At 69.9% G+C, this 22,802-nt stretch carries 24 protein-coding genes; 6 read left to right on the top strand and 18 right to left on the bottom strand.

All coding sequences use genetic code 11. The annotated features are described in order from the left end of the window. Positions 1 to 140: 140 nt before the first annotated feature. The 3 genes from AAHM41_RS05275 to AAHM41_RS05265 all read left to right on the top strand — a co-directional run bounded on the left by AAHM41_RS05275 (position 141) and on the right by AAHM41_RS05265 (position 3,696). Positions 141 to 2,150 carry a beta-N-acetylhexosaminidase gene (locus AAHM41_RS05275; protein WP_342235470.1) on the top strand — a complete coding sequence of 670 codons (2,010 nt, stop codon included), beginning with the start codon at positions 141 to 143 and terminating at the stop codon, positions 2,148 to 2,150. 219 nt (positions 2,151 to 2,369) lie between these two features. After that, a complete protein-coding gene (locus tag AAHM41_RS05270) occupies positions 2,370 to 3,113 on the top strand; it encodes an MBL fold metallo-hydrolase (RefSeq protein ID WP_342235469.1) in 744 nt (247 codons plus the stop codon). A 205-nt stretch (positions 3,114 to 3,318) separates the two neighbouring features. Continuing rightward, positions 3,319 to 3,696, top strand: coding sequence for a hypothetical protein (locus AAHM41_RS05265; protein WP_342235468.1), 378 nt, complete (start codon positions 3,319 to 3,321; stop codon positions 3,694 to 3,696). Here AAHM41_RS05265 and AAHM41_RS05260 read toward each other — a convergent pair whose 3' ends face one another. The 11 genes from AAHM41_RS05260 to AAHM41_RS05210 all read right to left on the bottom strand — a co-directional run bounded on the left by AAHM41_RS05260 (position 3,697) and on the right by AAHM41_RS05210 (position 13,973). Next, positions 3,697 to 4,473 carry an enoyl-CoA hydratase-related protein gene (locus tag AAHM41_RS05260; RefSeq protein WP_342235467.1) on the bottom strand — a complete coding sequence of 259 codons (777 nt, stop codon included), beginning with the start codon at positions 4,471 to 4,473 and terminating at the stop codon, positions 3,697 to 3,699. Then, the gene (locus tag AAHM41_RS05255) at positions 4,470 to 4,763 is read right to left on the bottom strand and encodes a hypothetical protein (protein WP_342235466.1); all 294 of its coding nucleotides are present in this window, start codon (positions 4,761 to 4,763) and stop codon (positions 4,470 to 4,472) included. Before AAHM41_RS05255 ends, AAHM41_RS05260 begins: the two co-directional genes overlap by 4 nt. 5 nt (positions 4,764 to 4,768) lie before the next feature. Next, positions 4,769 to 6,376, bottom strand: coding sequence for a carboxyl transferase domain-containing protein (locus AAHM41_RS05250; protein ID WP_342235465.1), 1,608 nt, complete (start codon positions 6,374 to 6,376; stop codon positions 4,769 to 4,771). A 171-nt stretch (positions 6,377 to 6,547) separates the two neighbouring features. After that, positions 6,548 to 6,817 (bottom strand): hypothetical protein, encoded by a 270-nt coding sequence (locus AAHM41_RS05245; RefSeq protein ID WP_342235464.1) that lies wholly within the window; start codon positions 6,815 to 6,817, stop codon positions 6,548 to 6,550. A 138-nt stretch (positions 6,818 to 6,955) separates the two neighbouring features. Further along, the gene (locus AAHM41_RS05240; RefSeq protein ID WP_342235463.1) at positions 6,956 to 7,687 is read right to left on the bottom strand and encodes a proteasome-type protease; all 732 of its coding nucleotides are present in this window, start codon (positions 7,685 to 7,687) and stop codon (positions 6,956 to 6,958) included. 29 nt (positions 7,688 to 7,716) lie between these two features. After that, the gene (locus AAHM41_RS05235) at positions 7,717 to 8,541 is read right to left on the bottom strand and encodes a transglutaminase family protein (protein ID WP_342235462.1); all 825 of its coding nucleotides are present in this window, start codon (positions 8,539 to 8,541) and stop codon (positions 7,717 to 7,719) included. Between the two features lie 13 nt (positions 8,542 to 8,554). Continuing rightward, on the bottom strand, positions 8,555 to 9,493 hold the full coding sequence (locus AAHM41_RS05230; RefSeq protein WP_342235461.1) for an alpha-E domain-containing protein: 939 nt from the start codon (positions 9,491 to 9,493) through the stop codon (positions 8,555 to 8,557). A gap of 31 nt (positions 9,494 to 9,524) precedes the next feature. Then, positions 9,525 to 10,937: a circularly permuted type 2 ATP-grasp protein gene (locus AAHM41_RS05225; RefSeq protein WP_342235460.1), complete on the bottom strand. Its 1,413-nt coding sequence runs from the start codon at positions 10,935 to 10,937 to the stop codon at positions 9,525 to 9,527. A gap of 133 nt (positions 10,938 to 11,070) precedes the next feature. After that, positions 11,071 to 12,435: a glutamate--cysteine ligase gene (locus tag AAHM41_RS05220; RefSeq protein WP_342235459.1), complete on the bottom strand. Its 1,365-nt coding sequence runs from the start codon at positions 12,433 to 12,435 to the stop codon at positions 11,071 to 11,073. A 33-nt stretch (positions 12,436 to 12,468) separates the two neighbouring features. Further along, the gene (locus tag AAHM41_RS05215) at positions 12,469 to 13,227 is read right to left on the bottom strand and encodes a 16S rRNA (uracil(1498)-N(3))-methyltransferase (RefSeq protein ID WP_342235458.1); all 759 of its coding nucleotides are present in this window, start codon (positions 13,225 to 13,227) and stop codon (positions 12,469 to 12,471) included. Positions 13,228 to 13,289: 62 nt separating this feature from the next. Next, entirely contained in the window at positions 13,290 to 13,973 is a 684-nt protein-coding gene (locus AAHM41_RS05210) for a DJ-1/PfpI family protein (RefSeq protein WP_342235457.1), read from the bottom strand. A gap of 84 nt (positions 13,974 to 14,057) precedes the next feature. On the opposite strand from AAHM41_RS05210, the gene AAHM41_RS05205 reads away from it, so the two are divergent. Next, a complete protein-coding gene (locus tag AAHM41_RS05205) occupies positions 14,058 to 15,020 on the top strand; it encodes a GlxA family transcriptional regulator (RefSeq protein WP_342235456.1) in 963 nt (320 codons plus the stop codon). Between the two features lie 82 nt (positions 15,021 to 15,102). Next, the gene (ubiA, locus tag AAHM41_RS05200) at positions 15,103 to 16,041 is read left to right on the top strand and encodes a 4-hydroxybenzoate octaprenyltransferase (RefSeq protein WP_342235455.1); all 939 of its coding nucleotides are present in this window, start codon (positions 15,103 to 15,105) and stop codon (positions 16,039 to 16,041) included. On the opposite strand, the gene AAHM41_RS05195 is transcribed toward ubiA, so the two are convergent. Together AAHM41_RS05195 and AAHM41_RS05190 are read right to left on the bottom strand one after the other, a co-directional pair. Continuing rightward, entirely contained in the window at positions 16,042 to 16,383 is a 342-nt protein-coding gene (locus AAHM41_RS05195; protein ID WP_342235454.1) for a DUF488 domain-containing protein, read from the bottom strand. Beyond that, the gene (locus tag AAHM41_RS05190) at positions 16,380 to 16,622 is read right to left on the bottom strand and encodes a hypothetical protein (protein ID WP_342235453.1); all 243 of its coding nucleotides are present in this window, start codon (positions 16,620 to 16,622) and stop codon (positions 16,380 to 16,382) included. The genes AAHM41_RS05195 and AAHM41_RS05190 overlap by 4 nt, the downstream gene beginning before the upstream one ends. A gap of 61 nt (positions 16,623 to 16,683) precedes the next feature. Here AAHM41_RS05190 and AAHM41_RS05185 point away from each other — a divergent pair, with 61 nt between their 5' ends. After that, complete coding sequence (locus tag AAHM41_RS05185; RefSeq protein ID WP_342235452.1) at positions 16,684 to 17,334, top strand: class I SAM-dependent methyltransferase; 651 nt, start codon at positions 16,684 to 16,686, stop codon at positions 17,332 to 17,334. 82 nt (positions 17,335 to 17,416) lie between these two features. On the opposite strand, the gene AAHM41_RS05180 is transcribed toward AAHM41_RS05185, so the two are convergent. The 5 genes from AAHM41_RS05180 to AAHM41_RS05160 form a co-directional block, all read right to left on the bottom strand. Beyond that, complete coding sequence (locus AAHM41_RS05180) at positions 17,417 to 18,595, bottom strand: L,D-transpeptidase family protein (RefSeq protein ID WP_342235451.1); 1,179 nt, start codon at positions 18,593 to 18,595, stop codon at positions 17,417 to 17,419. Between the two features lie 202 nt (positions 18,596 to 18,797). Then, positions 18,798 to 20,450: a chaperonin GroEL gene (groL, locus tag AAHM41_RS05175; protein WP_342235450.1), complete on the bottom strand. Its 1,653-nt coding sequence runs from the start codon at positions 20,448 to 20,450 to the stop codon at positions 18,798 to 18,800. Between the two features lie 48 nt (positions 20,451 to 20,498). Continuing rightward, positions 20,499 to 20,810, bottom strand: coding sequence for a co-chaperone GroES (gene groES / locus AAHM41_RS05170; protein WP_034840379.1), 312 nt, complete (start codon positions 20,808 to 20,810; stop codon positions 20,499 to 20,501). Positions 20,811 to 20,946: 136 nt separating this feature from the next. After that, complete coding sequence (locus tag AAHM41_RS05165) at positions 20,947 to 22,227, bottom strand: TRAP transporter large permease (RefSeq protein WP_342235449.1); 1,281 nt, start codon at positions 22,225 to 22,227, stop codon at positions 20,947 to 20,949. Further along, complete coding sequence (locus AAHM41_RS05160) at positions 22,227 to 22,751, bottom strand: TRAP transporter small permease (RefSeq protein ID WP_342235448.1); 525 nt, start codon at positions 22,749 to 22,751, stop codon at positions 22,227 to 22,229. Before AAHM41_RS05160 ends, AAHM41_RS05165 begins: the two co-directional genes overlap by 1 nt. Positions 22,752 to 22,802 lie beyond the last annotated feature (51 nt).

Below are 22,802 nucleotides of genomic sequence, written 5' to 3'. Positions count from 1 at the left end.
GCATAGCATATCCGGACGGAGTTTGGAGGCGGGGACGAGGCGAATCACTTTGCTCGTGGTATAGACCATTCATGCCCCGCCGCCGTGAGCGGCATGCGGCCCAGCAGACAGCGTTCTCGTCAACCGCGAAGGCCTGCCCGATGACATCCCCGTTCCGACTCGAGACTTTCTGGAAGCCCGCCGAGGGCGACGACTCCCTGAGCTATGCCCTGCGGCTGACCAACCAGTCGGACCGGATGATCGCCGGCTTCAAGCTCTGCGTCAGCGGGCCGGCCCGGATCGATCCCGCCGCGACCATCGAGGGCGGCGCGCTGACGGCCCGGCTGTCCAACCACTCCGAATTCACGCCTGTCCCCGGCACCGAGCTGGCCCCGGGCGCCAGCTGGACGCTCACGGCACGGGGTCTGAGCTATCCGCTGCGCCATTGGACCGACGGCGCCACCACCGCCTATGTCGTGCTGGCGGACGGGTCGACCGCGCCGGTCGCGACCGCGCCGACGCATTCGGCCGCCGACAACGCGCCGCTGAAGCGGGGCACCGAGCGCTTCCCGGTCCCGGCCTCGGCCCCGGTGCCGATTTCCGTCATTCCCTGGCCGGAGGCGGTCAGCATCGGCGGCCGCCGTGCGGTGCCCGCCGGGCTGGCGCCGAAGGGCCAGGGCGTTGAGGCCGGCCAGGTCATCGCCGCCTTCGCCGAGCTGACCGCCGCGCTGTTCCCGGCCGAGGGCATCGTGCGGCCGGAGGCGGAGGGCGGCTTGGCCGTCGATCTCGCGATCGAGCCGGGCTTCGGCCCGGAGGCCTATCGCATCGGCTTCTCCGAGGACGGCATCGTTCTGCGGGCCTCCACCCGCACCGGCCTGCTCTACGGGCTGATCACGCTCGGTCAGATCTGGCGCGGCGCCAGGCGCCACCCCGAGACCTTCCTGTTCCCCGCGGGTGGCGATATCCAGGATTCCCCGGCCCATGGCTGGCGCGGGTCGCATCTCGACGTCGCCCGGCAGTTCTACTCCTCGGCCGAGGTCGCCCGGTTCGTGCAGCTGCTGGCCTGGAGCAAGATGAACCGCTTCCACTGGCACCTGTCGGATGACGAGGCCTGGCGCGTCGAGATCGATGCCTATCCGGAGCTGATCCGGGTCGGTGCCTGGCGCGGCCACGGGCTGGCGCTGCCGCCGTTGCTCGGCTCCAGCCCCGAGCCGCAGGGGGGCTATTACAGCAAGCAGGCGGTCCGCGACCTGGTCGCCCTGGCCGACCGGCTCGGCATCGTCGTGGTGCCGGAGATCGACATTCCCGGCCATTGCTATGCCGTGCTGCACGCGCTGCCGCATCTGCGCGACCCGGCCGAGCATGGCGAATACCAGTCGGTGCAGGGCTTCCCCAACAACTGCCTGAACCCGGCGCACGAGGCGGTCTATGCCTTCCTCGAGACCGTACTCGACGAGCTGATCGATCTGTTCCCGTCGAAGATCCTCCATGTCGGCGCGGATGAGGTGCCGCTGGCTGCCTGGTCGGGCTCGCCGCTCGCGCTCGACCGCTTGCGGCAGGTCGGCGGCGACGCGCTGGCGGACCAGCACGCGATGCTGGTCAACACCATCGGCAACCGGCACGGCGCCGATGCCATCGAAGGGTCGGCCACCGCCGTGCTGCAGGCGGAGTTCCTGCGGCGTGTCCAGCGTTTCCTGGCCTCGCGCGGCGTCGTCACCGGCGGCTGGGAGGAGGCGGCGCATGGCGACGTGATCGAGAAGGACCGGAGCTACCTGGTCGGCTGGCGGTCGGTCGAGGTCAGCGCCGAGCTGGCCGGCCGCGGCTACGACATCGTGGTCGCGCCGGGGCAGCGCTACTACCTCGACATGTCGCAGAGCACCGCCTGGTCCGAGCCGGGCGCCGGCTGGGCCGGCTGGTCGGGCCCGCGGGAGACCTACGAGTTCGACGCCACCCGGGGCTGGACCGAGGACCAGCTGAAGCACCTGATGGGCGTCCAGGCCTGCATCTGGTCCGAGCCGATGACCGACCGCGCCGTGTTCGACCGCCTGGTCTTCCCCCGGCTGTCGGCCATCGCCGAGGCCGGCTGGACCCGCAAGGAGGCGAAGTCCTGGGCGCGCTTCAGCGCCTTGGCGGGGCTGATGCCGAACCTGTACGGGCATTGGGCGGACTGATCCCCGGACAATACCAGCGGCCTTTGAGATCGGCTGTCCGACTTTTTCGTCATGGCGAGGCGCGCAGCGCCGTGACCATCCAGAGGGCCGTGATACTGGATGGCCACGCCCCTTCGGGGCTCGCCATGACGGGTCAGTCCTGGGCCGTTGGTATAGGATGGTCCCACGGGCAACTCGCCCCGACCCATCGGCATGGCGAGCCCCCCGGGGAGAGAGGCGATGGGAGAGACCAGGATCGATGAGATCGCCGACGGCATCTATCGGCTGTCGACCTATGTGCCGGAGATCGCGCCGCCGGCCGGCTTCACCTTCAATCAGTTCCTGATCAGGGCCGAGGAGCCGCTGCTGTTCCATTGCGGGCTGCGGCGGATGTTTCCGTCCGTCGCCGCCGCCATGGCCAGGGTGATGCCGGTCGACCGGCTGCGCTGGATCGGCTTCGGCCATGTCGAAGCCGATGAATGCGGCGCCATGAACGAATGGCTGGCGGCGGCGCCGCGGGCCCAGGTGGTGCAGGGCGGGATCGGCTGCATGGTGTCGATCAACGACATGGCCGACCGGCCGCCGCGGGCCCTGGCCGACGGCGAGGTGATCGACCTCGGCGGCAAGCGGCTGCGCCACCTCGACACGCCGCAGATCCCGCATGGCTGGGACGCCGGCCTGCTGTACGAGGAGACCACCGGGACGCTGCTGTGCGGCGACCTGTTCACCCATGTCGGCGACGGCCCCGCCGTGACCGAGAGCGACGTCGTCGGTCCGGCCCGGGCGGCAGAGGACATGTTCGGCGCCAGCGCCCTGACGCCGATGACGGCGCCGACGATCCGCCGGCTGTCGGGGCTGTCGCCACGCACGCTCGGCATCATGCACGGGTCATGCTTCCACGGCGAAGGTGCGGCCGCCCTGAACGCGCTGGCCGATGATTGCGCGCGCCGGCTGCAGGAACAGCTGGACCGCCTGGCAGGCTGATTTCCGGGCGCGCCGCCATCCCCTAATCATGGGGGAGTGCCGGGGCGCCGCGAACCGATGACACTGCGCCTTGGGGGACGGGGATGCGCCGACGCCGCCTGTGCCGCCAGTAACAGGCCGGTGCGAGCGGCGCGGCGCATCCTTCGGCGCGGCAGAACCGAGCCGGCACCGGCGTTCGGCGGCCGTCGTCGATCAACGAGGGGACATGATGCGCAGCATCGACAGAGCGTTCTTCACCCTGGCCGTGCTGATGGGGCTGGCCGGCATGCTGCTCGGGATCCAGATGGGCATGGCCCATGATTTCCAGCTGGTGCCGGTGCATGCCCACATCAATCTGGTCGGCTGGGTCTCGCTCGCCCTGTTCGGAATCGGCTACAGGGTCGGGCTCGCCAAAGGCGGCGCGCTGGCCGTCGCGCATTTCTGGGTCGCCGCCGCCGGCGCCATCCTGCTGCCGCTTGGCATCTACCTGGCGACGACCCGGCAGCAGGAGGCCGTGGTCATCATCGGCTCGCTGCTGACCGTCGCCTCGATGCTGCTGTTCCTGGTCAATGTCGTGCGGGCCTGGTCCGCGCCGGCGGGCTGATCAACCGAGCCAGGACGGCTTGCGCTTCTCCAGGAAGGCGGCGACGCCTTCCCTGCCCTCGTCGCCGGCGCGGATCGCGGCGATGCGGCGGGCGCAATCGTCCTCGACCTCGGCCGGCGCCTTGCCGGCCACCACCGCGACCAGCTCCTTGGCCGCCCGGACCGCCGCCGGGCCGTTGCCGCGCAGCGCCGCCAGGACCTGCCGCGCCGCCTCCTCCAACCCGTCGCCCGCCACCAGCTCGTGCACCAGGCCGAGCCGCCGGGCCTCGACCGCGTCGAAGCGCTCCGCGGTCAGGAAATAGCGGCGGGCAGCGCGGGCGCCGATGGCGCGCACGACATAGGGGCTGATCACCGCCGGGATCAGGCCGAGCCTGGCCTCGGACAGCGAGAACGCCGCGGCTTCGGTGGCGATGGCGATGTCGCAGCAGGCGACCAGCCCCACCCCGCCGCCATAGGCCGGGCCATGGACCAGAGCCAGCGTCGGCTTCGGCAGCGTGTCGATGGTTCGCATCAGCGCCGCCAGCGCCCGGGCGTCGGCCAGGTTGGCGGCCTCGTCATAGGCCGCCATGCGCCGCATCCAGTCGAGATCGGCCCCGGCCGAGAAGCTCTTGCCGACGCCGCGCAGCACCACCGCACGCACGGCATCGTCCGCGCCGAGCTTGGCGAAGGCCGCCGTCAGCTCGGCGATGACATGCTCGTCGAAGGCGTTGTGCCGGTCCGGCCGGTCCATGACGACCGTGCCGACCCCGTCCCCGATCTCGATCCGGACCGCGCTCATCGCACCACCCAGCTCAGCACCAACAGACCCAGCAGCGCCCAGACGACGCCGGCCACGATCGACCGGGCGATGAAGGCGCGCACGGAACAGTACAGCAGGAACAGGCCGAGGATCAGCAGCGCGAAGGAGAAGACCGAGCTGTTCATTCCGATCGAGCGGGCCATGCCGCCGAGGAAGTCGTTCACGGCGCCGCCGAGGCCGTCCACCACCCCCCGGATCGCGCGAATGATGAAGCCGATCAGCCCGCCCAGCGCCTCGCCGAGCCATTCGAAAAAGTTGCTCTGGATCATTCCATTCACATCCGGAACACGCCGAACCGGGTCGGCTCGATCGGCGCGTTCAGCGCCGCCGACAGCGCCAGCGCCAGCACCCGCCGGCTGTCCGCCGGGTCGATCACCCCGTCGTCCCACAGCCGGGCCGAGGCATAGTAGGGATGGCCCTGCTTCTCGTACTGGTCGCGGATCGGCGCCTTGAACACCTCCTCCTCCGCCTCCGGCCAGGTCTCGCCCTTGGCCTCGATGCCGTCGCGCCGCACCTGGGCCAGGACGTTCGCCGCCTGCTCGCCGCCCATCACCGAGATCCGGGCATTCGGCCACATGAACAGGAAGCGCGGCCCGTAGGCGCGGCCGCACATGCCATAGTTGCCGGCGCCGAAGCTGCCGCCGATCAGCAGGGTCAGCTTCGGCACCTGGGCCGAGGCCACGGCGGTGACCAGCTTGGCGCCGTCCTTGGCGATGCCGCCGCGCTCGTATTTCGAGCCGACCATGAAGCCGGTGATGTTCTGCAGGAACAAGAGCGGGATGCCGCGCTGGCAGCACAGCTCGACGAAATGCGCACCCTTCAGCGCGCTTTCCGAGAACAGGATGCCGTTGTTGGCGACGATGCCGACCGGGATGCCCCAGAGATGGGCGAAGCCGCAGACCAGGGTGGTGCCGTACAGCGCCTTGAACTCGTCGAACTCCGACCCGTCGACCAGCCGCGCGATCACCTCGCGCACATCGAAGGGCTTCCTCAGGTCGGTGCCGATGATGCCGTAGAGGTCGGTGGCCGGGTACAGCGGCTCCGCCGGCTCGCGCAGCGCCACGGCCGGGCGCTTGGCCCGGTTCAGGTCGGCGACGATGCGGCGGGCGATCGCGAGCGCGTGGTGGTCGTCCTGGGCATAGTGGTCGGTGACGCCGGAGATGCGGCTGTGCACGTCGGCGCCGCCGAGGTCCTCGGCCGAGACCTCCTCGCCGGTCGCCGCCCTCACCAGCGGCGGGCCGCCGAGGAAGATCGTGCCCTGGCCCTTGACGATGATGGATTCGTCGGACATCGCCGGCACATAGGCGCCGCCGGCGGTGCAGGAGCCCATCACCGCCGCGATCTGCGGGATGCCGGCGGCCGACATCGTCGCCTGGTTGTAGAAGATCCGGCCGAAATGGTCGCGGTCGGGGAAGACCTGGTCCTGCAGCGGCAGGAAGGCGCCGCCCGAATCGACCAGATAGAGGCAGGGCAGGTTGTTCTCGCGCGCGATCTCCTGCGCCCGCAGGTGCTTCTTCACCGTCAGCGGATAGTAGGTGCCGCCCTTCACCGTCGCGTCATTGGCGACGATGACGCATTCCTGGCCGGAGACCGGGCCGATGCCGGTGATGATGCCGGCCGCGGGGACGTCCTCGCGATAGACGTCGTGGCCGGCGAGCTGCGACAGCTCCAGGAACGGCGCGCCGGGATCGAGCAGCCCGCGAACCCGGTCGCGCGGCAGCAGCTTGCCGCGGGCGACGTGCCGGTCGCGGGCCGCCTGGCCGCCGCCCAGCTTGATCCGGGCGATGGTCGCCTGCAGGTCGTCGACGGCAGCGCGCATGGCCGCCTCGTTGTCGCGGAAGGCGGCGGACCGGGGGTCGACCGCGCTGGTCAGCACGGGCATGGGCGCTCCAGCTCAAGCCGATATTGTTGCCGCGCACCATGCCGGGATGGAGGTGTCCGGGCAAGCATAGAAAGATTGTTGCCGGAACGGCGCCGGACCGCGTGCTGCCACAAGAAAGGGGGCCGAAACCCCCTTTTTGTCCCTTCCCATCCCGTCAGATCGCCGCGGCGATCACGGGCACTGCGGGTCACCCTTGGTGCACTGCGGGCCGTTGGTCAGCAGCTGGTTCGGCGCCCGGTAGACGTAGCGGTTCACGACCTGCCCGTTCGGCCCGACCTCGGTGGTCGAGCTTTCGAGCGTCGAGCCCGGCGGCACGTTGGCGGGCAGCGCCGGCGGGGCACCGGCCTCCACCACCGTCGGCTCCGGCTGGCCGCAGGCGCCAAGCGCCAGGAGCGCAGCGAACCCGGAAATCAGCGCGGTCCTACGAAGCGCGATGCGCATGGCACAATCTCCTCTTTATCATTATCGGTCGAGCCGCCGACACGGCGCTACGCCGATACAACACCGCAAGGGTGGTTCAGGCTCCCATCAATTTCAACCTTGAAACCTGCTAAATAGTTCCCGCCTCGATTCGTTCGGTCATGCCCAATCCGGACTGGGGATCGCCTGGTAGGCTTGCCGCAGCGCGTCCGACCAGCGCTGCCGCAGCGCGGAGAAGTAGGGGTCGTCCTCGCCGACCCGCTTGCGCAGGGCCAGATTCAGCGCATCGCGGCGGTACAGCGCGATGTCGATCGGCAGCCCGACCGACAGGTTGCTGCGCAGGGTCGAATCCATCGACACCAGGCCGAGCTTGAGCCCGTCGATCAGCGGCGTCTCGAAACGCGCGGCGCGGTCGAGGATCGGCTTGCCGTATTTGTGCTCGCCGATCTGGAGATAGGGCGTGTCGGCCGTCGCCTCGATGAAGTTGCCGGCCTGGTAGATCTCGAACAGCCGGCAACGGCGCCCGACGATCTGGCCGCCGAGCAGGAAGGACGCGTTGAAGCCGCCGGCATGCTGCTCCATCGCCGGGCCGTCGCGGTTCCAGACCGCGCGCACCGCCTCGCCCACCAGCTCGGCACAGCGGAACATCGACGGCGCCGTGGTCAGGCTCTCGCGCCCGTCGCCGGCGTCGACCGCCTCGGACAGCAGCGCGACCACGGACTGGGTGATGGCGAGGTTGCCGGCGGTGAGCAGCACCATCACCCGGTCGTCCGGCCGTTCCCAGATGTGCATCTTGCGGAAGGTCGAGATGTTGTCGACCCCGGCATTGGTGCGGGTGTCGGCGATCATCACCAGCCCGTCTTCGAGCAGGAGGCCGAGGCAGTAGGTCATGCGAAAAGGTCCAGGGTCATCGTGAAGGATCAGGCCTGCGCCTGGGTCTGGGACTGGCCGACGCGGACCACGACCTCCAGCGCCTCGGCACCGCCGCCCTGGCGCAGGCCGCGGACCGGGGCGGCGTCGTGGTAGTCGAGCCCGATGGCGACGCGGACATAGTGCTCGGTCGGGCAGATCCCGTTGGCAGCGTCGAAGCCGACCCAGCCGAGCCCGTCGACGAAGGCCTCGGCCCAGGCATGGCCCGCCGCCTGCTCGACGCTGCCATCGGCCATCATCAGATAGCCCGAGACGTAGCGGGCCGGCAGGCCGAGAGGACGGGCGCAGGCGAGGAAGACATGGGTGTGGTCCTGGCACACGCCGATGCCGGTGGCCAGCGCCTCGGCCGCGGTGGTGGCGGCATGGGTCAGGCCGGGCCGGAAGGCGATGCGGTCGTGCACCGCCAGCATCAGCGCATGGGCCAGGGCCAGCGGCTCGCGCCCGCCAGCGGCCGCCGCTTCCGCCAGCTGAACCAGCGCCGCATCCGCCCCGGCCAGCGGCGACGGGCGCAGATAGAAAGCGGGCGGGAACCGCTCCTCAGCGCCGGTGACGACGCCGCCGGTGTCGCGAATCACGACCTCGCCTTCGACCAGCAGGGTCAGCGCGTCGTGCGGCCGCTCCAGCGACAGCATCTCGACGATGTTGCCATAGCCGTCCTCGCCGGCGGCGAGGCTGGCCCCGGCCGGCGGCACCACCCGCCAGCGCAGCACCTCCTGCCCGTCATGCGAGCGGGGCGTCAGGCGCAGCGTCTGCAGGGTGCGGGTGACCGGACTGTCGTAGCGATAGCGGGTTTCGTGGCGGATCAGGAGGCGCATGGGCCGGGACGAATCAGATCAGATAGGCCTTGCTGACCTCGAGGCCCAGGACGTTGTTCTGCTGGATGAAAGCGGTCAGGTATTCGTGCAAACCGGTCTGGAAGATCGTGTCGATCCGGCCGTAGCGCAAGCGCGAATGCATCTCCCCGGCCAGCCGCTGGCATTCGTGCTTGCGGCCGTAGAGGTCGGCAAGCTGGCCGAGCAGGTCGATCATCTCGCCGAGGCAGCCGACCAGCGAGCGCGGCATCTCCGGCCGCAGGATCAGGAGTTCGGCCACCTGCGAGGGCTTGATGCCGTCGCGGTAGAGATAGGCGTAGCTGCCGAGCGCCGAGGCGCCGCGCAGCACCGCCGCCCATTGGTAGAAGTCGAGGCCGCCGCCGACCTCCTCATCCGCCGGCAGCAGCACGTGGTACTTCACGTCGAGCAGCCGGGCGGTGCTGTCGGCGCGCTCCAGCATAGTGCCGAGCTGCAGGAAGATATGGGCGTCGTCGCGCAGCATGGTGACGGCGACGGCGCCATGGAACAGCATCGCCCGTTCCTTGACCCATTCCAGGAAGTCGCGCAGGTCACCGCTGGCGATCAGCGCCTCCTTGCCGTCGAGGTCGAGCCAAGTGGCGTTCAGCGTCTCCCACATCGGCCGGGTCAGCGCCGCGCGCACCGCCCGCCCATTGGTCCGCGCCAGCTGCAGGCAGGAGCGGATGCTGGCCGGGTTGTCGGGGCTGCGGGCGATGTAGTCGACCACGGCGGCCGGGGTCGCCCGCTCATGCGTCTTGTAGAAGCCCTCCTGGCAGCCGGAGATGACGACGGCGGAGTGCCATTCGTCCTGCCGCGCGCTGCCGCTGTTCGGCGTCAGCGTCATGCGGTCGGCCACCTCCAGGATGCGGGCGAGGTTCTCGGCGCGCTCGATGTAGCGGCCAAGCCAGTAGAGGCTGTCGGCGGTGCGGCTCAGCATCCCGATCGTCCTGCCTTGATATCCTGCGCCGTCATGCCGTCAGCACCCAGGTGTCCTTGGTGCCGCCGCCCTGGCTGGAGTTCACCACCAGCGAGCCCTCGCGCAGCGCCACCCGGGTCAGGCCGCCCGGCACGATCCGGACCTGGTCCCGGCCGGTCAGGACGAAGGGGCGCAGGTCGACATGGCGCGGCGCCACGCCCTGGTCGACGAAGGTCGGGCAGGTCGACAGCGCCAGGGTCGGCTGGGCGATGAACAGGTCGGGCTGGGCCTTGACCCGCTCGGCATAGGCCGCGCGCTCGGCCCGGCTGGCGGTCGGTCCCACCAGCATGCCGTAGCCGCCCGAGCCGGCCACCTCCTTCACCACCAGCTCGTCGAGCTTGCCCAGCACATGGGCGCATTCGTCGGGCTTGGAGCAGTCCCAGGTCGGGACGTTCTTCAGGATCGGCTCCTGGCCCAGATAGAAGCGGATCATCGCCGGGACGTATATGTACATCGCCTTGTTGTCGGCGATGCCGGTGCCCATGGCGTTGGCCAGCGCCACGTTGCCGGCGCGGTAGGCGTGGTACAGGCCGGGCACGCCGAGCACCGAATCCGGGTTGAACACCAACGGGTCGAGGAACTCGTCGTCGATCCGGCGGTAGATCACGTCGACCCGCTTCGGCCCGCGGGTGGTGCGCATGTAGACCACGGCGTCGCGCACGAACAGGTCCGGCCCCTCGACCAGCTCGATACCCATGCGGTCGGCCAGGAAGCTGTGCTCGAAATAGGCGCTGTTGTAGATGCCGGGGGTCAGGAGGGCGACCGTCGGCTCGCCCTCGCAGTTGCGCGGCGCGATCGAGGTCAGGGTCGCCAGCAGTTCCTGCGGATAGTGCTCGACCGGCGCGACGCTGTGCCGGGCGAACAGGTCCGGGAACAGCCGCATCATCATCTCGCGGCCTTCCAGCATGTAGGACACGCCGGACGGCGTGCGGGCGTTGTCCTCCAGCACGTAGAAGTCGTTCGGCCCGACGCGGACGATGTCGATGCCGGCGATGTGGGTGTAGATGCCGCCGGGCGGGTCCAGCCCCTGCATCTCCGGCAGATAGCCGGGATTGTGCAGCACCAGCCGCTCCGGCACCTGGCCGGCGCGCAAGATCTCCTTGTCGTGATAGACATCGTGCAGGAAGGCGTTGAGCGCCTTCACCCGCTGCACCAGCCCCTGCTCCAGCTGCCGCCATTCGGCGGCGTCCAGCACCCGGGGCATGATGTCGAAGGGGATCAGCCGCTCCGGGTCGCCACCCTCGCCATAGACCGCGAAGGTGATGCCGATGCGGCGGAACAGCGCCGCCGCCTCCCGGCGCTTGAGATCGAAGACCGAGGCCGGCGTCGCCGCCAGCCAATCCGCCAGGGCCGCATAGGGGGACCGGACCGGATCCCCGCCCATCTCGTCGAATGCCTGCACCATCCCTCCGGCATGTCCCTGCTCGACCAGAACATCAAGCAAGGCATGTGCCACGGACCGCAAGCAAAATTCTGCGGCGGCCGGCGAAGGATGCCTAAAATTCCAGCAAAGCCTGCCGGGCCAATAGGCGTAAGTGTCAGTAGGCGTAGGCGGTGAAGACCGGGTCGACCGAGCCGCCCCATTCGGTCTCGTAGCGGCGCAGCATCTCCGAGGCCTGGGTCTCGCCCGAATCCGCGATGCGCTGCAGATCGTTGAGGAAGCCCTCCTCGGTGCCGCCGATGGCGTCGGTCGCGGCCCGGGCAGCCAGGCCGTGCCGGGCGATCGCCAGCACCTGCAGCGCCACGTCGCGCACCGTGCCGCCGCGGAACGGGGTGGCGAGGCCGAGGCGCGGCACGTCGCGGCGCAGCGCCGCCCGCTCCGCGGTGGTCCAGTCCTTGACCAGGTCCCAGGCGGCGTCGAGCGCCGTGCCGTCATAGAGCAGACCGACCCACAGCGCCGGCAGGGCGCACAGGCGCGACCAGGGCCCGCCGTCGGCGCCGCGCATCTCCAGGTACTTCTTCAGCCGCACCTCGGGGAAGGCGGTGGTCAGGTGGTCGGCCCAGTCGTTCAGGGTCGGCAGCTGGCCGGGATAGACCGCCAGCTCGCCCTTCAGGAAGGCACGGAAGCTGTGCCCGGCAGCATCGATGTAGCGGCCGTCGCGGTAGACGAAGTACATCGGCACGTCGAGCAGGTAGTCGACATAGCGCTCGAAGCCGAAGCCGTCCTCGAACACGAAGGGCAGGTCGCCGGTGCGGTCCGGGTCGGTGTCGGTCCAGATGTGGCTGCGCAGGCTCTGAAACCCGTTCGGCCGCCCCTCGGTGAAGGGCGAGTTGGCGAACAGCGCCGTGGCGATCGGCTGCAGCGCCAGGCTGGCGCGGAACTTCTTGACCATGTCGGCTTCGGAGGCGAAGTCGAGATTGACCTGCACCGTGCAGGTCCGACTCATCATGTCGAGGCCGAGCGAGCCGCGCTTGGGCATGTAGTCGCGCATGATCTTGTAGCGGCCCTTCGGCATCCAGCCGATGTCCTCACGCCGCCATTTCGGCTGGAAGCCGAGGCCGATCATGCCGATGCCGAGCTGCTCCCCGACCTTCTTCACCAGGGACAGATGGTCGGCCACCTCGGCGCAGGTGTCGTGGATGCTGCGCAGTGGCGCGCCCGACAGCTCGACCTGACCGCCCGGCTCCAGCGTCACCGAGGCCTTGTCGCGGATCAGCGCGATCAGGTTGCCGTTCTCCTCCACCCGCTCCCAGCCGCAGCCGGCCAGGCCCTCGAGCACGGCGCGGATGCCGTCCGGCCCGTCATAAGGCAGCGGCCGCAGGTCCGACAGGCGGAAGGCGAACTTCTCGTGCTCGGTGCCGATCCGCCAGTCCTCGGGCGGCTTCGACCCGGCGGCGAGATAGTCGACGAGCTGCGCCTTGCTTTCGATCGGTGCGGCGCTGGCGCTCTGGGGACCGGACATGGGCGGGTACTCGGGTGTCGGAACGTTGGGGTATCAGACGCGATGCGGCGGCCGGCCGCGCCCGTCGCCGGCCAGCATCTGCCAGACCGCGAGCGCGGCGATGGCCGCCGTGTCGGCGCGCAGGATACGAGGGCCGAGGCCGACGGGTCGAACAAATTCGTGACAAAGCAGAGTGTCCAGCTCCGCCGCCGCGAAGCCGCCTTCGGGACCGACCAGGAGCGCCGTGGGGCCGGAGACCTCCGCCGCGGCTTCGGCGATGGGGCGGGCCGCTCCGGCCTCGGCGCAGACCAGCAGCGTCCGGCCGGCGGGCCAGGCGGCGAGCAGGGCGTCGAGCCCGACCGGGTCGCGCAGATCCGGCACGTCCAGCCGCTCGCATTGCTCGGCCGCCGCCACGGCATGGGCGCGCAGCCGGTCGAGATTGACGCGCTGGACATCGGTGAAGCGGGTGAAGACCGGCTGCAGCACGGCAGCGCCGAGCTCGGTCCCCTTCTCCACCACCGTGTCGACCGCGTCCTTCTTTACCGGGGCGAAGCAAAGCCAGAGATCGGAGACAGGTTCGGGCGGTCGGAGCTGCCGTTCGGCCAGGGCGCTGCCGCCGGCCTTGCTGAGGACATCGAGCCGCGCCAGCCATTCGCCGTCGCGCGGGTTGAACAGGCGCAGCCCGACGCCCGGCGTCAGCCGCAGCACGCCGCGCAGGTGGTGCGCCTGGGCCTCGGACAGCGCCGCGGCCTGCCCCTCCGCAAGAGGGGCGTCGACATACAGGCGGGTGCGCGGCAGGGCGTCGGAAGTCATGCGCGACGCTAGCCGCTGTCCGACCGGCCGGCAACGGATCCTTGGGAGGAAACGCCGGGGGCTCAGGCCCGGCGCCGCTCCCTTGCCACCTGCTCGATGATCGCCTGGCGATCCGGCATCCGGGCCTGGTTGCGGGCCGTGACCAATTCGACGATCTCCGGCGAGGCGGTCTCGGGGCGGCCGGAGTCGTAGGGCGGCGCCGGCGCGTATTCGAGCCCGAGCTGGATCGCCTTGGCCACCGTCTCATCCGCCAGCTCGGCGGCCAGGGTCAGGGCGAAGTCGATGCCGGCGGTGACGCCGCCGCCGGTGACGATGTTGCCGTCGCGGACCACGCGGCCGGGATCGGGGATGGCGCCGAACAGGGCCAGTTGGTCCCGCCAGGCCCAGTGGCAGGCCGCCCGCCGCCCCTCGAGCAGCCCCGCGGCGGCCAGGATCAGCGACCCGGTGCAGACCGAGGTGACGTAGCGGGCCGCGGCGGCAAGCCGGCGGATCTCACCGAGATAAGCGTCGTTGCGCATGGCATCGACACAGCCGAAGCCGCCCGGCACGCAGATCACGTCGCAGCGCTCCACCGCCTCCAGCCGGGCGAGGTTGGCGAAGGTCAGCCCGTCGACGCTGACCGCTTCCCCTCCGATCGAGGCGACGACGGTCCTGGCGCCGGGCAGCCGCGCCAGCACCTGGTGCGGACCGGTGAAGTCGAGATGGGTGACGCCGGGATAGATCGGGAAGACGATGACGGTGTCCATGGCGGCCTCCGGGACGGGATTGACAGCTGCAGTATCGCCGCGCAGGGTGATGTCTGAAACGACATTGTTCCCTCATTTACCGCCATGACTCGCGCGATCGGCTTCGTGGTCTTTCCCGGCTTCAACATCCTCGACCTGTCGGGGCCGCTGGCGGCGTTCGACACCGCATCACGGGACCTGTCGCCGCCGGCCTATCGGCTGCAGGTGATGTCGGAGCTGGGCGGCGCGGTCGCGAGCTCCGCCGGCCTGCCGGTGCTGACGCAGCCTTGCCATCACGAGCCGCTGGACACGCTGGTGGTGGCCGGCGGGCGCGGGGTGCCGCAGGCGCTGGAATCGGCGCGGTTGCTGGCCTTCATCCGCGAGGCCGCCACGGCGCGGCGGGTGACCAGCGTCTGTACCGGCGCCTTCCTGCTGGCCGCGGCCGGCCTGCTGGACGGTCGCCGGGCCACCACCCATTGGCTGCAGGCGGCGGCGCTGCAGCGCCTGCACCCGCGGGTGCGGGTCGAGATGGACCGGATCTTCGTCCAGGACGGGCCGGTCTGGTCATCGGCCGGGATCACTGCCGGGATCGACCTGGCCCTGGCCCTGATCGAGGAGGATCTGGGCGTCGACGCCGCCCGCGCCGTGGCCCGGACCCTGGTGGTCTACCACCGCCGCTCCGGCGGGCAGTCGCAGTTCTCCGCCCTGCTCGACCTTGCCCCGGCCTCGGACCGGATCCAGGCCGCCCTCAGCTTTGCACGCGAGAATCTGCGGGAGCCGCTGCCGGTCGACCGACTGGCCGAGGCGGCGTGCCTGAGCCCGCGCCAGTTCGGCCGCGCCTTCCTGGCCGAGACCGGGCAGACCCCGGCCAAGGCGGTGGAGCGGCTGCGCGCCGAAGCCGCCCGGCCGCGGATCGAGGACGGCGCCGAGCCGATCGAGGCGGTGGCGCGCGACGTCGGCTTCGCCGACCCGGAGCGGATGCGCCGGGCCTTCATCCGCTGCTTCGGCCAGCCGCCGCAGGCGATGCGGCGGGGAAGACGGACGGCGGCACCGGCGATGCATCCTTGACCGTCCCACCGTATCTCGGCCTTTGCCGGCGGCCTGCAACGGCGCTACTGATGCGCCACAGCGCGCCATCCGCGACAGGACCATGACCGACACCGCCTCCGACATCCGGGCCGAGAGCTGGCTGATCCGCTGGGCGCCGCCCGCCGTCAGGCCCTATCTGATGCTCGCCCGGCTGGACCGACCGAAGCCGGTCATGCTGTTGCTCTACCCGTGCTGGTGGGGGCTGGCGATGGCGCCGAGGCCCATGGGCATCGGCGGGGCCGCATTCGGCTGGACCGACCTCTGGTACGCTGTGCTGTTCGCGATCGGCGCGGTGGTGATGCGCGGCGCCGGCTGCACCGTGAACGACATCCTGGACCGCGACTTCGATGCCCGGGTGGCGCGCACCCGCACGCGGCCGATCCCCAGCGGTGCGATCAGCCCGACCCAGGCGGTGCTGTTCCTGATCGCCGAACTGCTGCTGGGCTTCCTGATCCTGATCCAATTCAACAGCACCACCGTCGGGCTCGGCATCACCTCGCTGCTGGTGGTCTTCACCTACCCGCTGATGAAGCGGATCACCTGGTGGCCGCAATTCTTCCTGGGCCTGGCCTTCAACTGGGGGGCGCTGGTCGGCTGGACCGCGGTGACCGGCGAGTTGGCCCTGCCGTCGCTGATCCTCTTCGCCGCCGGCATCTGCTGGACGCTGGGCTACGACACGATCTACGCGCTGCAGGACATCGAGGACGACGCCCGCATCGGCATCAAGTCGACCGCCCGGCTGTTCGGCGCCGCCGCGCGACGCTGGATCGCCGGCTTCCACGCGCTGACCGTGCTCGGGATCGGCATTGCCGGCTTCCTGGCCGGGCTGGCGCCCCTGCCCTTCCTCCTGCCGCTGGCGGTCGGCGCGGCGCAGCTGGCCTGGCAGGTGGCGGCGCTGGTCCCAGACCGGCCGGCCGACTGCCTGGCCAAATTCAACTCGAACCGCTGGTTCGGCCTCATGGTCCTGGCCGGCCTCGTGGCCGGACGCGCTCTCGCCTGATCAGCCGCCGAGATACTTGGCCAGGGCGACGGCGTTGTTGTGGCGCTCGTCGCGGCTGGCGTAGAGCAGCGTGACCCAGCCGTCCTTGCTCTTCTGCCGCAGGAAGGCCACCGCGTTCGGATGGGAATCCAGCTCGGCATGGTAGCGGCGGCAGAATTCCGGCCACCTCTCCGGCCCCTGATGCATCCATTGGCGCAACTCGTCGCTCGGCGCCACGGTCTTGAGCCAGAGGTCGAGTGCCGCCTGCTCCCTGGTCAGGCCGCGCGGCCACAGCCGGTCGACCAGGATGCGATAGCCGTCGCCCTCTTCGGGCGGGTCGTAGACGCGCTTGACCCGGATCATGAGCCGGCCTCGTCGCGCTTCCGGGCCTTGGGCGAAGGCTTTGCCTTGGGCTTCGGGTCCAGACCGGCATAGGCCGGGTCGATCTCGTGCAGATAGCAGGGCGGGGAGCTACATTCCCCGATCTCGTCTTCGGCCGGACCGTCCTTCGATCGGGCCGGGGCATGGCGGCTCGCCATCTCGTTCGTTTCCTCGTCTGCAGCGACGGTCTGCGCCGTCGCCGTTCCCTGAATCTTCCGCATTCCGGCGCTCGACATCAAGACTCCGTGGCTCAACGCCGCCCTGCAGGATAGGAAGGGGGCCATGGACGACATCGATGCCTTCATCCGCGCCAACACGGCGCCGACCCGACCGCCGTTGCTGCCCGAGCTGCTGCTGCATCTCGCCACCGAGGTGACGCCGCTGTGGCAGGCGACCGAGGAGTCGCTGCGCCGCACCGGACTGCCGCCGCCCTACTGGGCCTTCGCCTGGGTCGGCGGCCAGGCGGTGGCGCGATACATCCTGGACCATCCGGACAGCGTCGCCGGGAAGCGGGTGTTCGACTTCGCCTCCGGCTCCGGCATCGTCGCCCTGGCCGCGGCCCGGGCCGGCGCCGCGGCGGTGACGGCGGCGGAGATCGACCCGATTGCAGTGGCCGCGATCCGGCTGAACGCGGCAGCCAATGGCTGCGCGGTCGAGGCCGACAGCGGCGACCGGATCGGCGACGCGCTGACCGGCATCGATATCGTCTGCGCCGGCGACGTCTGCTACGAGAAGCCGATGTCCGACCGGGTCATGCCCTGGCTGCGCGCCCTGGCCGCCGCCGGCAAGACCGTGCTGCTGGGCGATCCCGGCCGCGCCTACCGGCCGCAGGACGGGCTGGAGGAGATCGCCCGCCGCCAGGTGCCGACCAGCGTCGAGATCGAGGACCGCGCCGTGCGCGAGGCCGTGGTCTGGCGCGTGCTGCCGGGATAGGCCGCAGGTTGGGTTCGCCAGGCGAACCCAACATCGCACCGCCTGGAAATTGTTGGGTTCGCGTCCGCGAACCCAACCTGCGTCAATTGGCAGTCGGCGCCGCCGGCGTGGTGGTCGCGGGGGCGGCCGGGGCGGTTGCCGGAGGCGGCGTGACCGCGGGAGACGCCGGAGCGGCCGGAGCAGTCGTGGCCGGAGCCGCCGGAACGGCAGGCTCGGTCACGACCGGGGCCGCAGGAACCGCGGGGGTCTGCGCCGGCGCGGCGGGGACAGCCGGCGCGGCCGGAGCCGTGGTGGCCGGCGCGGCGGGCTGGGCCGGGGCCGCGGGCAGCGTCTCGCCCGGGGCCGTGGCTGGCGGCACGGTGGTCTCGCCGCCCGGCGCCACGGGCACGGTCTGCCCCGGCACGGTCTGCCCCGGGATGATCTCGGCCGGGGGCTGGGCCGGCGGTTCGGCCGCCTTCCTCGCCGCGGCTGCGCGGCGGCCGGCGGCGCGGGCCAGATAGGCCCGCCGGGCCTCGTCCTTGTTGGCGTAGACGTCCGGGTGGTCCACCGGCTGGCCGAACTCGTCCGGGAAGCGGGTGTAGTAGCCGATATAGACCGGGATCTCCTCCGGCAGGCGCTCGCTGTACATCCGGCCGGTGCGGATCTTGCGGTCGATCTCGTCGACGCTGACGCCATCGGCCCAGGCCGCCAGCTCCCGCACCTGCTGGACCCGGACGCAGCCATGGCTCAGCGCCCGCTTCTCGTGGCCGAAATAGCTCTTCTGCGGCGTGTCGTGCAGATAGATCGACTGGTCGTTGTCGAGCTCGAGCTTGATCCGGCCGAGCGGGCTGCGCGGTCCCGACGGAATGTACTCACTGGCCTCGTTGCGGACGATCGACGGCGTCGGCGTCCAGTCGGGGTTGTACTTGATCGCGTACATGTTCGACATCAGCTCGGGCGTCGAGGTTCCCGCGGCCCCGACCACGACCTTGCTGCGGATCACCGGGGCGCCGTCCTGGAAGGCGATCAGCTCATAGGACGGGATGTTCACCAGGATGAACTTGCCGCGCGCCGGGATCGCGACGTTGACGCCGGCGTCGCGCATCGCCTGGACGAAGGGGGACACGGGCGGCGGCGCGGGCTGCTCCGGCGCCGGCAGGCTGGCGGTCTGCTGCGTCCCGGCCGGCACGCAGGCGGCCAGCACCAGGATCGAGGCGACCGCCAGGGCAGCACGGGCGATCGGCCCGCGGTGGTGCGGCGCGTTCTTGGGACAGGCGGTCATCACGAATTCCCCTTCCGTCGCGGACCGCCGGGCCGGTCGTGCCCGGGGCCGTTGCATTCATTTAGTTGCCGGTACTCGGCCCGGCAATCGAAAGACTGCAGTGGCCCCACGAGGTCTTGCATCGCTGGTCGATATGGCAAAAAAGGGGCGCTCCGAAGAGCGCCCCTCCACAATTCGACGTTTGGACGATCCGATCCGCAGATCAGAAGTCCATGTCGCCCATGCCACCCATGCCGCCCATGCCGCCGCCCGGCGCCGAAGCGGCCGGCTTCTTCTCGACATGCTCGGCCACCATCGCCTCGGTGGTGATCAGCAGGCTGGCCACCGACGCGGCGTTCTGCAGCGCGGCGCGGACGACCTTGGTCGGGTCGATGACGCCGGCCTTGATCAGGTCGCCATACTCGCTGGTCTGGGCGTTGTAGCCCCAGTTCTTGTCGTTCTTGTCCTGCAGCTTGCCGACAACGATCGAGGCGTCGCCGCCCGCGTTGGTGACGATCTGCCGGATCGGCGCCTGCAGGGCACGGCGGACGATGTCGATGCCGACGCGCTCGTCGTCGTTGTCCGGCTTGACCTTGTCCAGCGCCTTCGAGGCATAGAGCAGGGCGGTGCCGCCGCCCGGGACCACGCCTTCCTCGACCGCGGCGCGGGTCGCGTGCATCGCGTCGTCAACGCGATCCTTGCGCTCCTTCACCTCGACCTCGGTGGCGCCGCCGACGCGGATCACCGCGACGCCGCCCGCCAGCTTGGCCAGACGCTCCTGCAGCTTCTCGCGGTCGTAGTCCGAGGAGGTCTCCTCGATCTGCGCCCGGATCTGGTTGCAGCGGCCCTCGATCTCCTTCTTGGCGCCGGCGCCGTCGACGATCGTGGTCTCTTCCTTGGCGATCAGGACCTTCTTGGCCCGGCCGAGCATGTCGAGCGTGACGCTCTCGAGCTTGATGCCGAGATCCTCGGAGATGACCTGGCCGCCGGTCAGGATGGCCATGTCCTCGAGCATCGCCTTGCGGCGATCGCCGAAGCCCGGGGCCTTGACCGCCGCGACCTTCAGGCCGCCGCGCAGCTTGTTGACCACCAGGGTGGCCAGGGCCTCGCCCTCGACGTCCTCGGCGATGATCAGCAGCGGCTTGCCCGACTGCACCACAGCCTCGAGCACCGGCAGCATGGCCTGCAGGTTCGACAGCTTCTTCTCATGCAGGAGGATGTACGGAGCCTCGAGGTCCGCGATCATCTTCTCGGCATTGGTGATGAAGTACGGCGACAGGTAGCCGCGGTCGAACTGCATGCCCTCGACGACTTCGAGCTCGGTGTCGAGGCTCTTCGCCTCTTCCACCGTGATCACGCCCTCGTTGCCGACCTTCTCCATGGCCTTGGCGATCATCTCACCGATGTCGCGCTCGCCATTGGCGGAGATGGTGCCGACCTGGGCGACTTCGGCGTTGGTCTTGATGACCTTCGACCGGGTCTTGAGGTCCGCGACGACGGCCTCGACGGCCTTGTCGATGCCGCGCTTCAGGTCCATCGGGTTCAGGCCGGCGGCAACCGCCTTGACGCCCTCGCGGACGACCGACTGGGCCAGCACGGTCGCGGTGGTGGTGCCGTCACCGGCCAGGTCGTTGGTCTTCGACGCGACCTCGCGCACCATCTGCGCGCCCATGTTCTCGAACTTGTCGGAAAGCTCGATCTCCTTGGCGACGGTGACGCCGTCCTTGGTGATCCGCGGCGCGCCGAACGACTTGTCGAGCACGACGTTGCGGCCCTTCGGGCCCAGGGTGACCTTGACCGCATCGGCCAGGATATCGACGCCGCGCAGCATGCGGGAGCGGGCGTCGAGCGAGAACTTAACGTCCTTCGCAGCCATCTCTTTATTCCTTGTCTATCGGGATTCCGGTGAAGGCGACGGGGCGGATCAGGCCGCCTTGGCCGACTTCTTCACGGTGATGATGCCGAGGATGTCGCTCTCCTTCATGATCAGGAGATCCTGACCGTCGAGCTTGACCTCGGTGCCGGACCACTTGCCGAACAGAATGCGGTCACCGGCCTTGACGTCCAGCGGCTGCAGCTTGCCGGCTTCGTCGCGGATGCCGGCGCCGACCGAGATCACCTCGCCCTCCTGGGGCTTTTCCTTGGCGGTGTCCGGGATGATGATCCCGCCAGCGGTCTTCTCGTTCTGCTCGATGCGGCGCACCAGCACACGGTCGTGCAGGGGACGGAATTGCATCGTTCTCTCCCACTCTCTCTGTTTTAGAGATCTGCGTTCAGGGCCTGCCCCGGCCGGTCGTTAGCACTCTCGGCCGGTGAGTGCTACGCATTTAAGGGGATGCCGGAAGCCGGTCAAGGCCCGTGCGCAGATTCTCTCAGCGAAAGACCGCGGGCAGCCAGAGCGAGAGCGCCGGAATGTAGGTCACGGCCAGCAGCACCGCGATCGAGGCGCCGAAGAACGGCCAGATCGTGCGCATCGCCTCGCGGATGGTGATCTTGCCGACGGCGCAGCTGACGAACAGCACCGATCCGACCGGCGGCGTGTTCAGGCCGATGCCGGCGTTGAGGATCAGGATCACGCCGAAATGCACCGGATCGATGCCGAAGGCCTTGACCACCGGCAGCAGCACCGGGGTGCAGATGATGATCATCGGCGCCATGTCCATGAAGGTGCCGAGGATCAGCAGCGCCACGTTGATCAGCAGCAGCACCGTCAGCGGATCGCTGGAGATGGCGTTGATCGCCTGCACCGTCGCGGTCTGCACCTGCAGCAGCGCCATCAGCCAACCGAAGGCGCCGGCCGTGCCGATCACCAGCAGCACCATGGCGGTGGTGCGCACCGCCCCCTGCACCGCCTCGACGAAGCCGCGCCAGTCGAGCTCGCGATAGACCAGGAGCGCCACCAGGAAGGCGTAGACCACCGCGATGCAGGAGCTTTCGGTGGCGGTGAAGACGCCGGAGCGGACGCCGCCGAAGATGATGCCGATCAGGAGGATGCCCGGCAGCGCCAGCACGAGGTAGCGGCCGACCGCACGCAGCCCCGGAAACGGATCGGCGGGATAGCCGCGCCGGCGGGCGACGACATAGGCGGCGACCATCAGCGCGGCCGCCAATAGCAGGCCGGGGATGATGCCGGCGGTGAACAGGTCGGCGATCGAGACGTTGCCGCCCGCCGCGATCGAATAGAGGATCATGTTGTTGGACGGCGGGATCATCAGCGCGATGATCGCGGAATTGGCGGTGACGTTGACGGCATAGTCCCGGGCGTAACCCCGCGCGGCCATCTGCGGGATCATCAGCCCGCCGATCGCCGAGGCGTCGGCCACCGCCGAGCCGGAGATGCCGCCGAACAGGGTCGAGGCGACGACGTTGACCTGGCCCAGGCCGCCGCGCATATGGCCGACCAGGCTGGCGGCGAAGCGGATCAGCCGCGCCGCGATGCCGCCGCGGATCATCAGGTCGCCGGCGAAGATGAAGAACGGGATTGCCATCATGGCGAAGGCGTTCATGCCGGAGTTGATCTGCTGGAACACCACCACCGGCGGCAGGCCCATATAGAGCACCGTCGCCAGCGAGGAGATGCCGAGGCAGAAGGCGATCGGCATGCCCATGAACATCAGCAGCGTGAAACCGCCGAACAGGATCCACAACTCCATCACGCCAGCTCCTGCACGCCTTCGACCGCCGCCTCGTGCTCGACGCCGGCAATCTGTTCGAACAACCGCTCGGCGGCGAACAGCGCGATCAGCGCACCGCCGATGATCAGGGGAATGAAGTCGAAGCCGCCCGGCAGGTCGAGCACCGGGATGGTCGCGGTCCAGGTGCCGATCGCCAGCTCGACCGAATACCAGACCATGGCGGCGCCGAAGCCGAGGATGAGCAGCAGGTTCACCGCCTCCAGCACCCGGTTGAGCCCCGCCGGCAGCACCTGCTGCAGGAAATCGAGCCCGAGATGGAAGCTCTCGCGCACCCCGACCGCGGCGCCGAGCAGGATGAACCAGCCCATCAGCTGCAGCGTCACCGGCTCGGCCCAGCTCGGTGTGTCGTTCAGCACGTAGCGGGCAAAGACCTGCCAGCCCACGGTGACGGTCATCGCCAGCATGCCGAAGCCGGCCAGCCACAGGGCGCCGGTGGACAGGACGCCGAGGGTCCGGCGGGTCAGAGCCAGGACGGAAGCCATTCCGGCCGATCTCCCATGACAGAAGGGCCGGCCCCGCGCATCGCAGGGCCG

The sequence above is a fragment of the Inquilinus sp. OTU3971 genome, assembly GCF_038440215.1.
The sequence above is the reverse complement of the archived record's forward strand: the minus strand, read 5'-3'. Positions and strand labels throughout refer to the sequence as shown.

Bases quoted from the DNA above. Each gene is read 5' to 3' on its own strand.
- AAHM41_RS05230 (WP_342235461.1), bottom strand. From the start codon at position 9,493: ATGCTGAGCCGCACCGCCGACAGCCTCTACTGGCTTGGCCGCTACATC.
- AAHM41_RS05205 (WP_342235456.1), top strand. From the start codon at position 14,058: ATGACTCGCGCGATCGGCTTCGTGGTCTTTCCCGGCTTCAACATCCTC.
- ubiA (WP_342235455.1), top strand. From the start codon at position 15,103: ATGACCGACACCGCCTCCGACATCCGGGCCGAGAGCTGGCTGATCCGC.
- AAHM41_RS05185 (WP_342235452.1), top strand. From the start codon at position 16,684: ATGGACGACATCGATGCCTTCATCCGCGCCAACACGGCGCCGACCCGA.
- AAHM41_RS05180 (WP_342235451.1), bottom strand. From the start codon at position 18,595: ATGACCGCCTGTCCCAAGAACGCGCCGCACCACCGCGGGCCGATCGCC.
- AAHM41_RS05225 (WP_342235460.1), bottom strand. From the start codon at position 10,937: ATGGTGCAGGCATTCGACGAGATGGGCGGGGATCCGGTCCGGTCCCCC.
- groL (WP_342235450.1), bottom strand. From the start codon at position 20,450: ATGGCTGCGAAGGACGTTAAGTTCTCGCTCGACGCCCGCTCCCGCATG.
- AAHM41_RS05195 (WP_342235454.1), bottom strand. From the start codon at position 16,383: ATGATCCGGGTCAAGCGCGTCTACGACCCGCCCGAAGAGGGCGACGGC.
- AAHM41_RS05270 (WP_342235469.1), top strand. From the start codon at position 2,370: ATGGGAGAGACCAGGATCGATGAGATCGCCGACGGCATCTATCGGCTG.
- AAHM41_RS05265 (WP_342235468.1), top strand. From the start codon at position 3,319: ATGATGCGCAGCATCGACAGAGCGTTCTTCACCCTGGCCGTGCTGATG.
- AAHM41_RS05190 (WP_342235453.1), bottom strand. From the start codon at position 16,622: ATGCGGAAGATTCAGGGAACGGCGACGGCGCAGACCGTCGCTGCAGAC.
- AAHM41_RS05165 (WP_342235449.1), bottom strand. From the start codon at position 22,227: ATGGAGTTGTGGATCCTGTTCGGCGGTTTCACGCTGCTGATGTTCATG.
- groES (WP_034840379.1), bottom strand. From the start codon at position 20,810: ATGCAATTCCGTCCCCTGCACGACCGTGTGCTGGTGCGCCGCATCGAG.
- AAHM41_RS05275 (WP_342235470.1), top strand. From the start codon at position 141: ATGACATCCCCGTTCCGACTCGAGACTTTCTGGAAGCCCGCCGAGGGC.
- AAHM41_RS05160 (WP_342235448.1), bottom strand. From the start codon at position 22,751: ATGGCTTCCGTCCTGGCTCTGACCCGCCGGACCCTCGGCGTCCTGTCC.
- AAHM41_RS05220 (WP_342235459.1), bottom strand. From the start codon at position 12,435: ATGTCCGGTCCCCAGAGCGCCAGCGCCGCACCGATCGAAAGCAAGGCG.
- AAHM41_RS05260 (WP_342235467.1), bottom strand. From the start codon at position 4,473: ATGAGCGCGGTCCGGATCGAGATCGGGGACGGGGTCGGCACGGTCGTC.
- AAHM41_RS05245 (WP_342235464.1), bottom strand. From the start codon at position 6,817: ATGCGCATCGCGCTTCGTAGGACCGCGCTGATTTCCGGGTTCGCTGCG.
- AAHM41_RS05235 (WP_342235462.1), bottom strand. From the start codon at position 8,541: ATGCGCCTCCTGATCCGCCACGAAACCCGCTATCGCTACGACAGTCCG.
- AAHM41_RS05210 (WP_342235457.1), bottom strand. From the start codon at position 13,973: ATGGACACCGTCATCGTCTTCCCGATCTATCCCGGCGTCACCCATCTC.
- AAHM41_RS05250 (WP_342235465.1), bottom strand. From the start codon at position 6,376: ATGCCCGTGCTGACCAGCGCGGTCGACCCCCGGTCCGCCGCCTTCCGC.
- AAHM41_RS05255 (WP_342235466.1), bottom strand. From the start codon at position 4,763: ATGATCCAGAGCAACTTTTTCGAATGGCTCGGCGAGGCGCTGGGCGGG.
- AAHM41_RS05240 (WP_342235463.1), bottom strand. From the start codon at position 7,687: ATGACCTACTGCCTCGGCCTCCTGCTCGAAGACGGGCTGGTGATGATC.
- AAHM41_RS05215 (WP_342235458.1), bottom strand. From the start codon at position 13,227: ATGACTTCCGACGCCCTGCCGCGCACCCGCCTGTATGTCGACGCCCCT.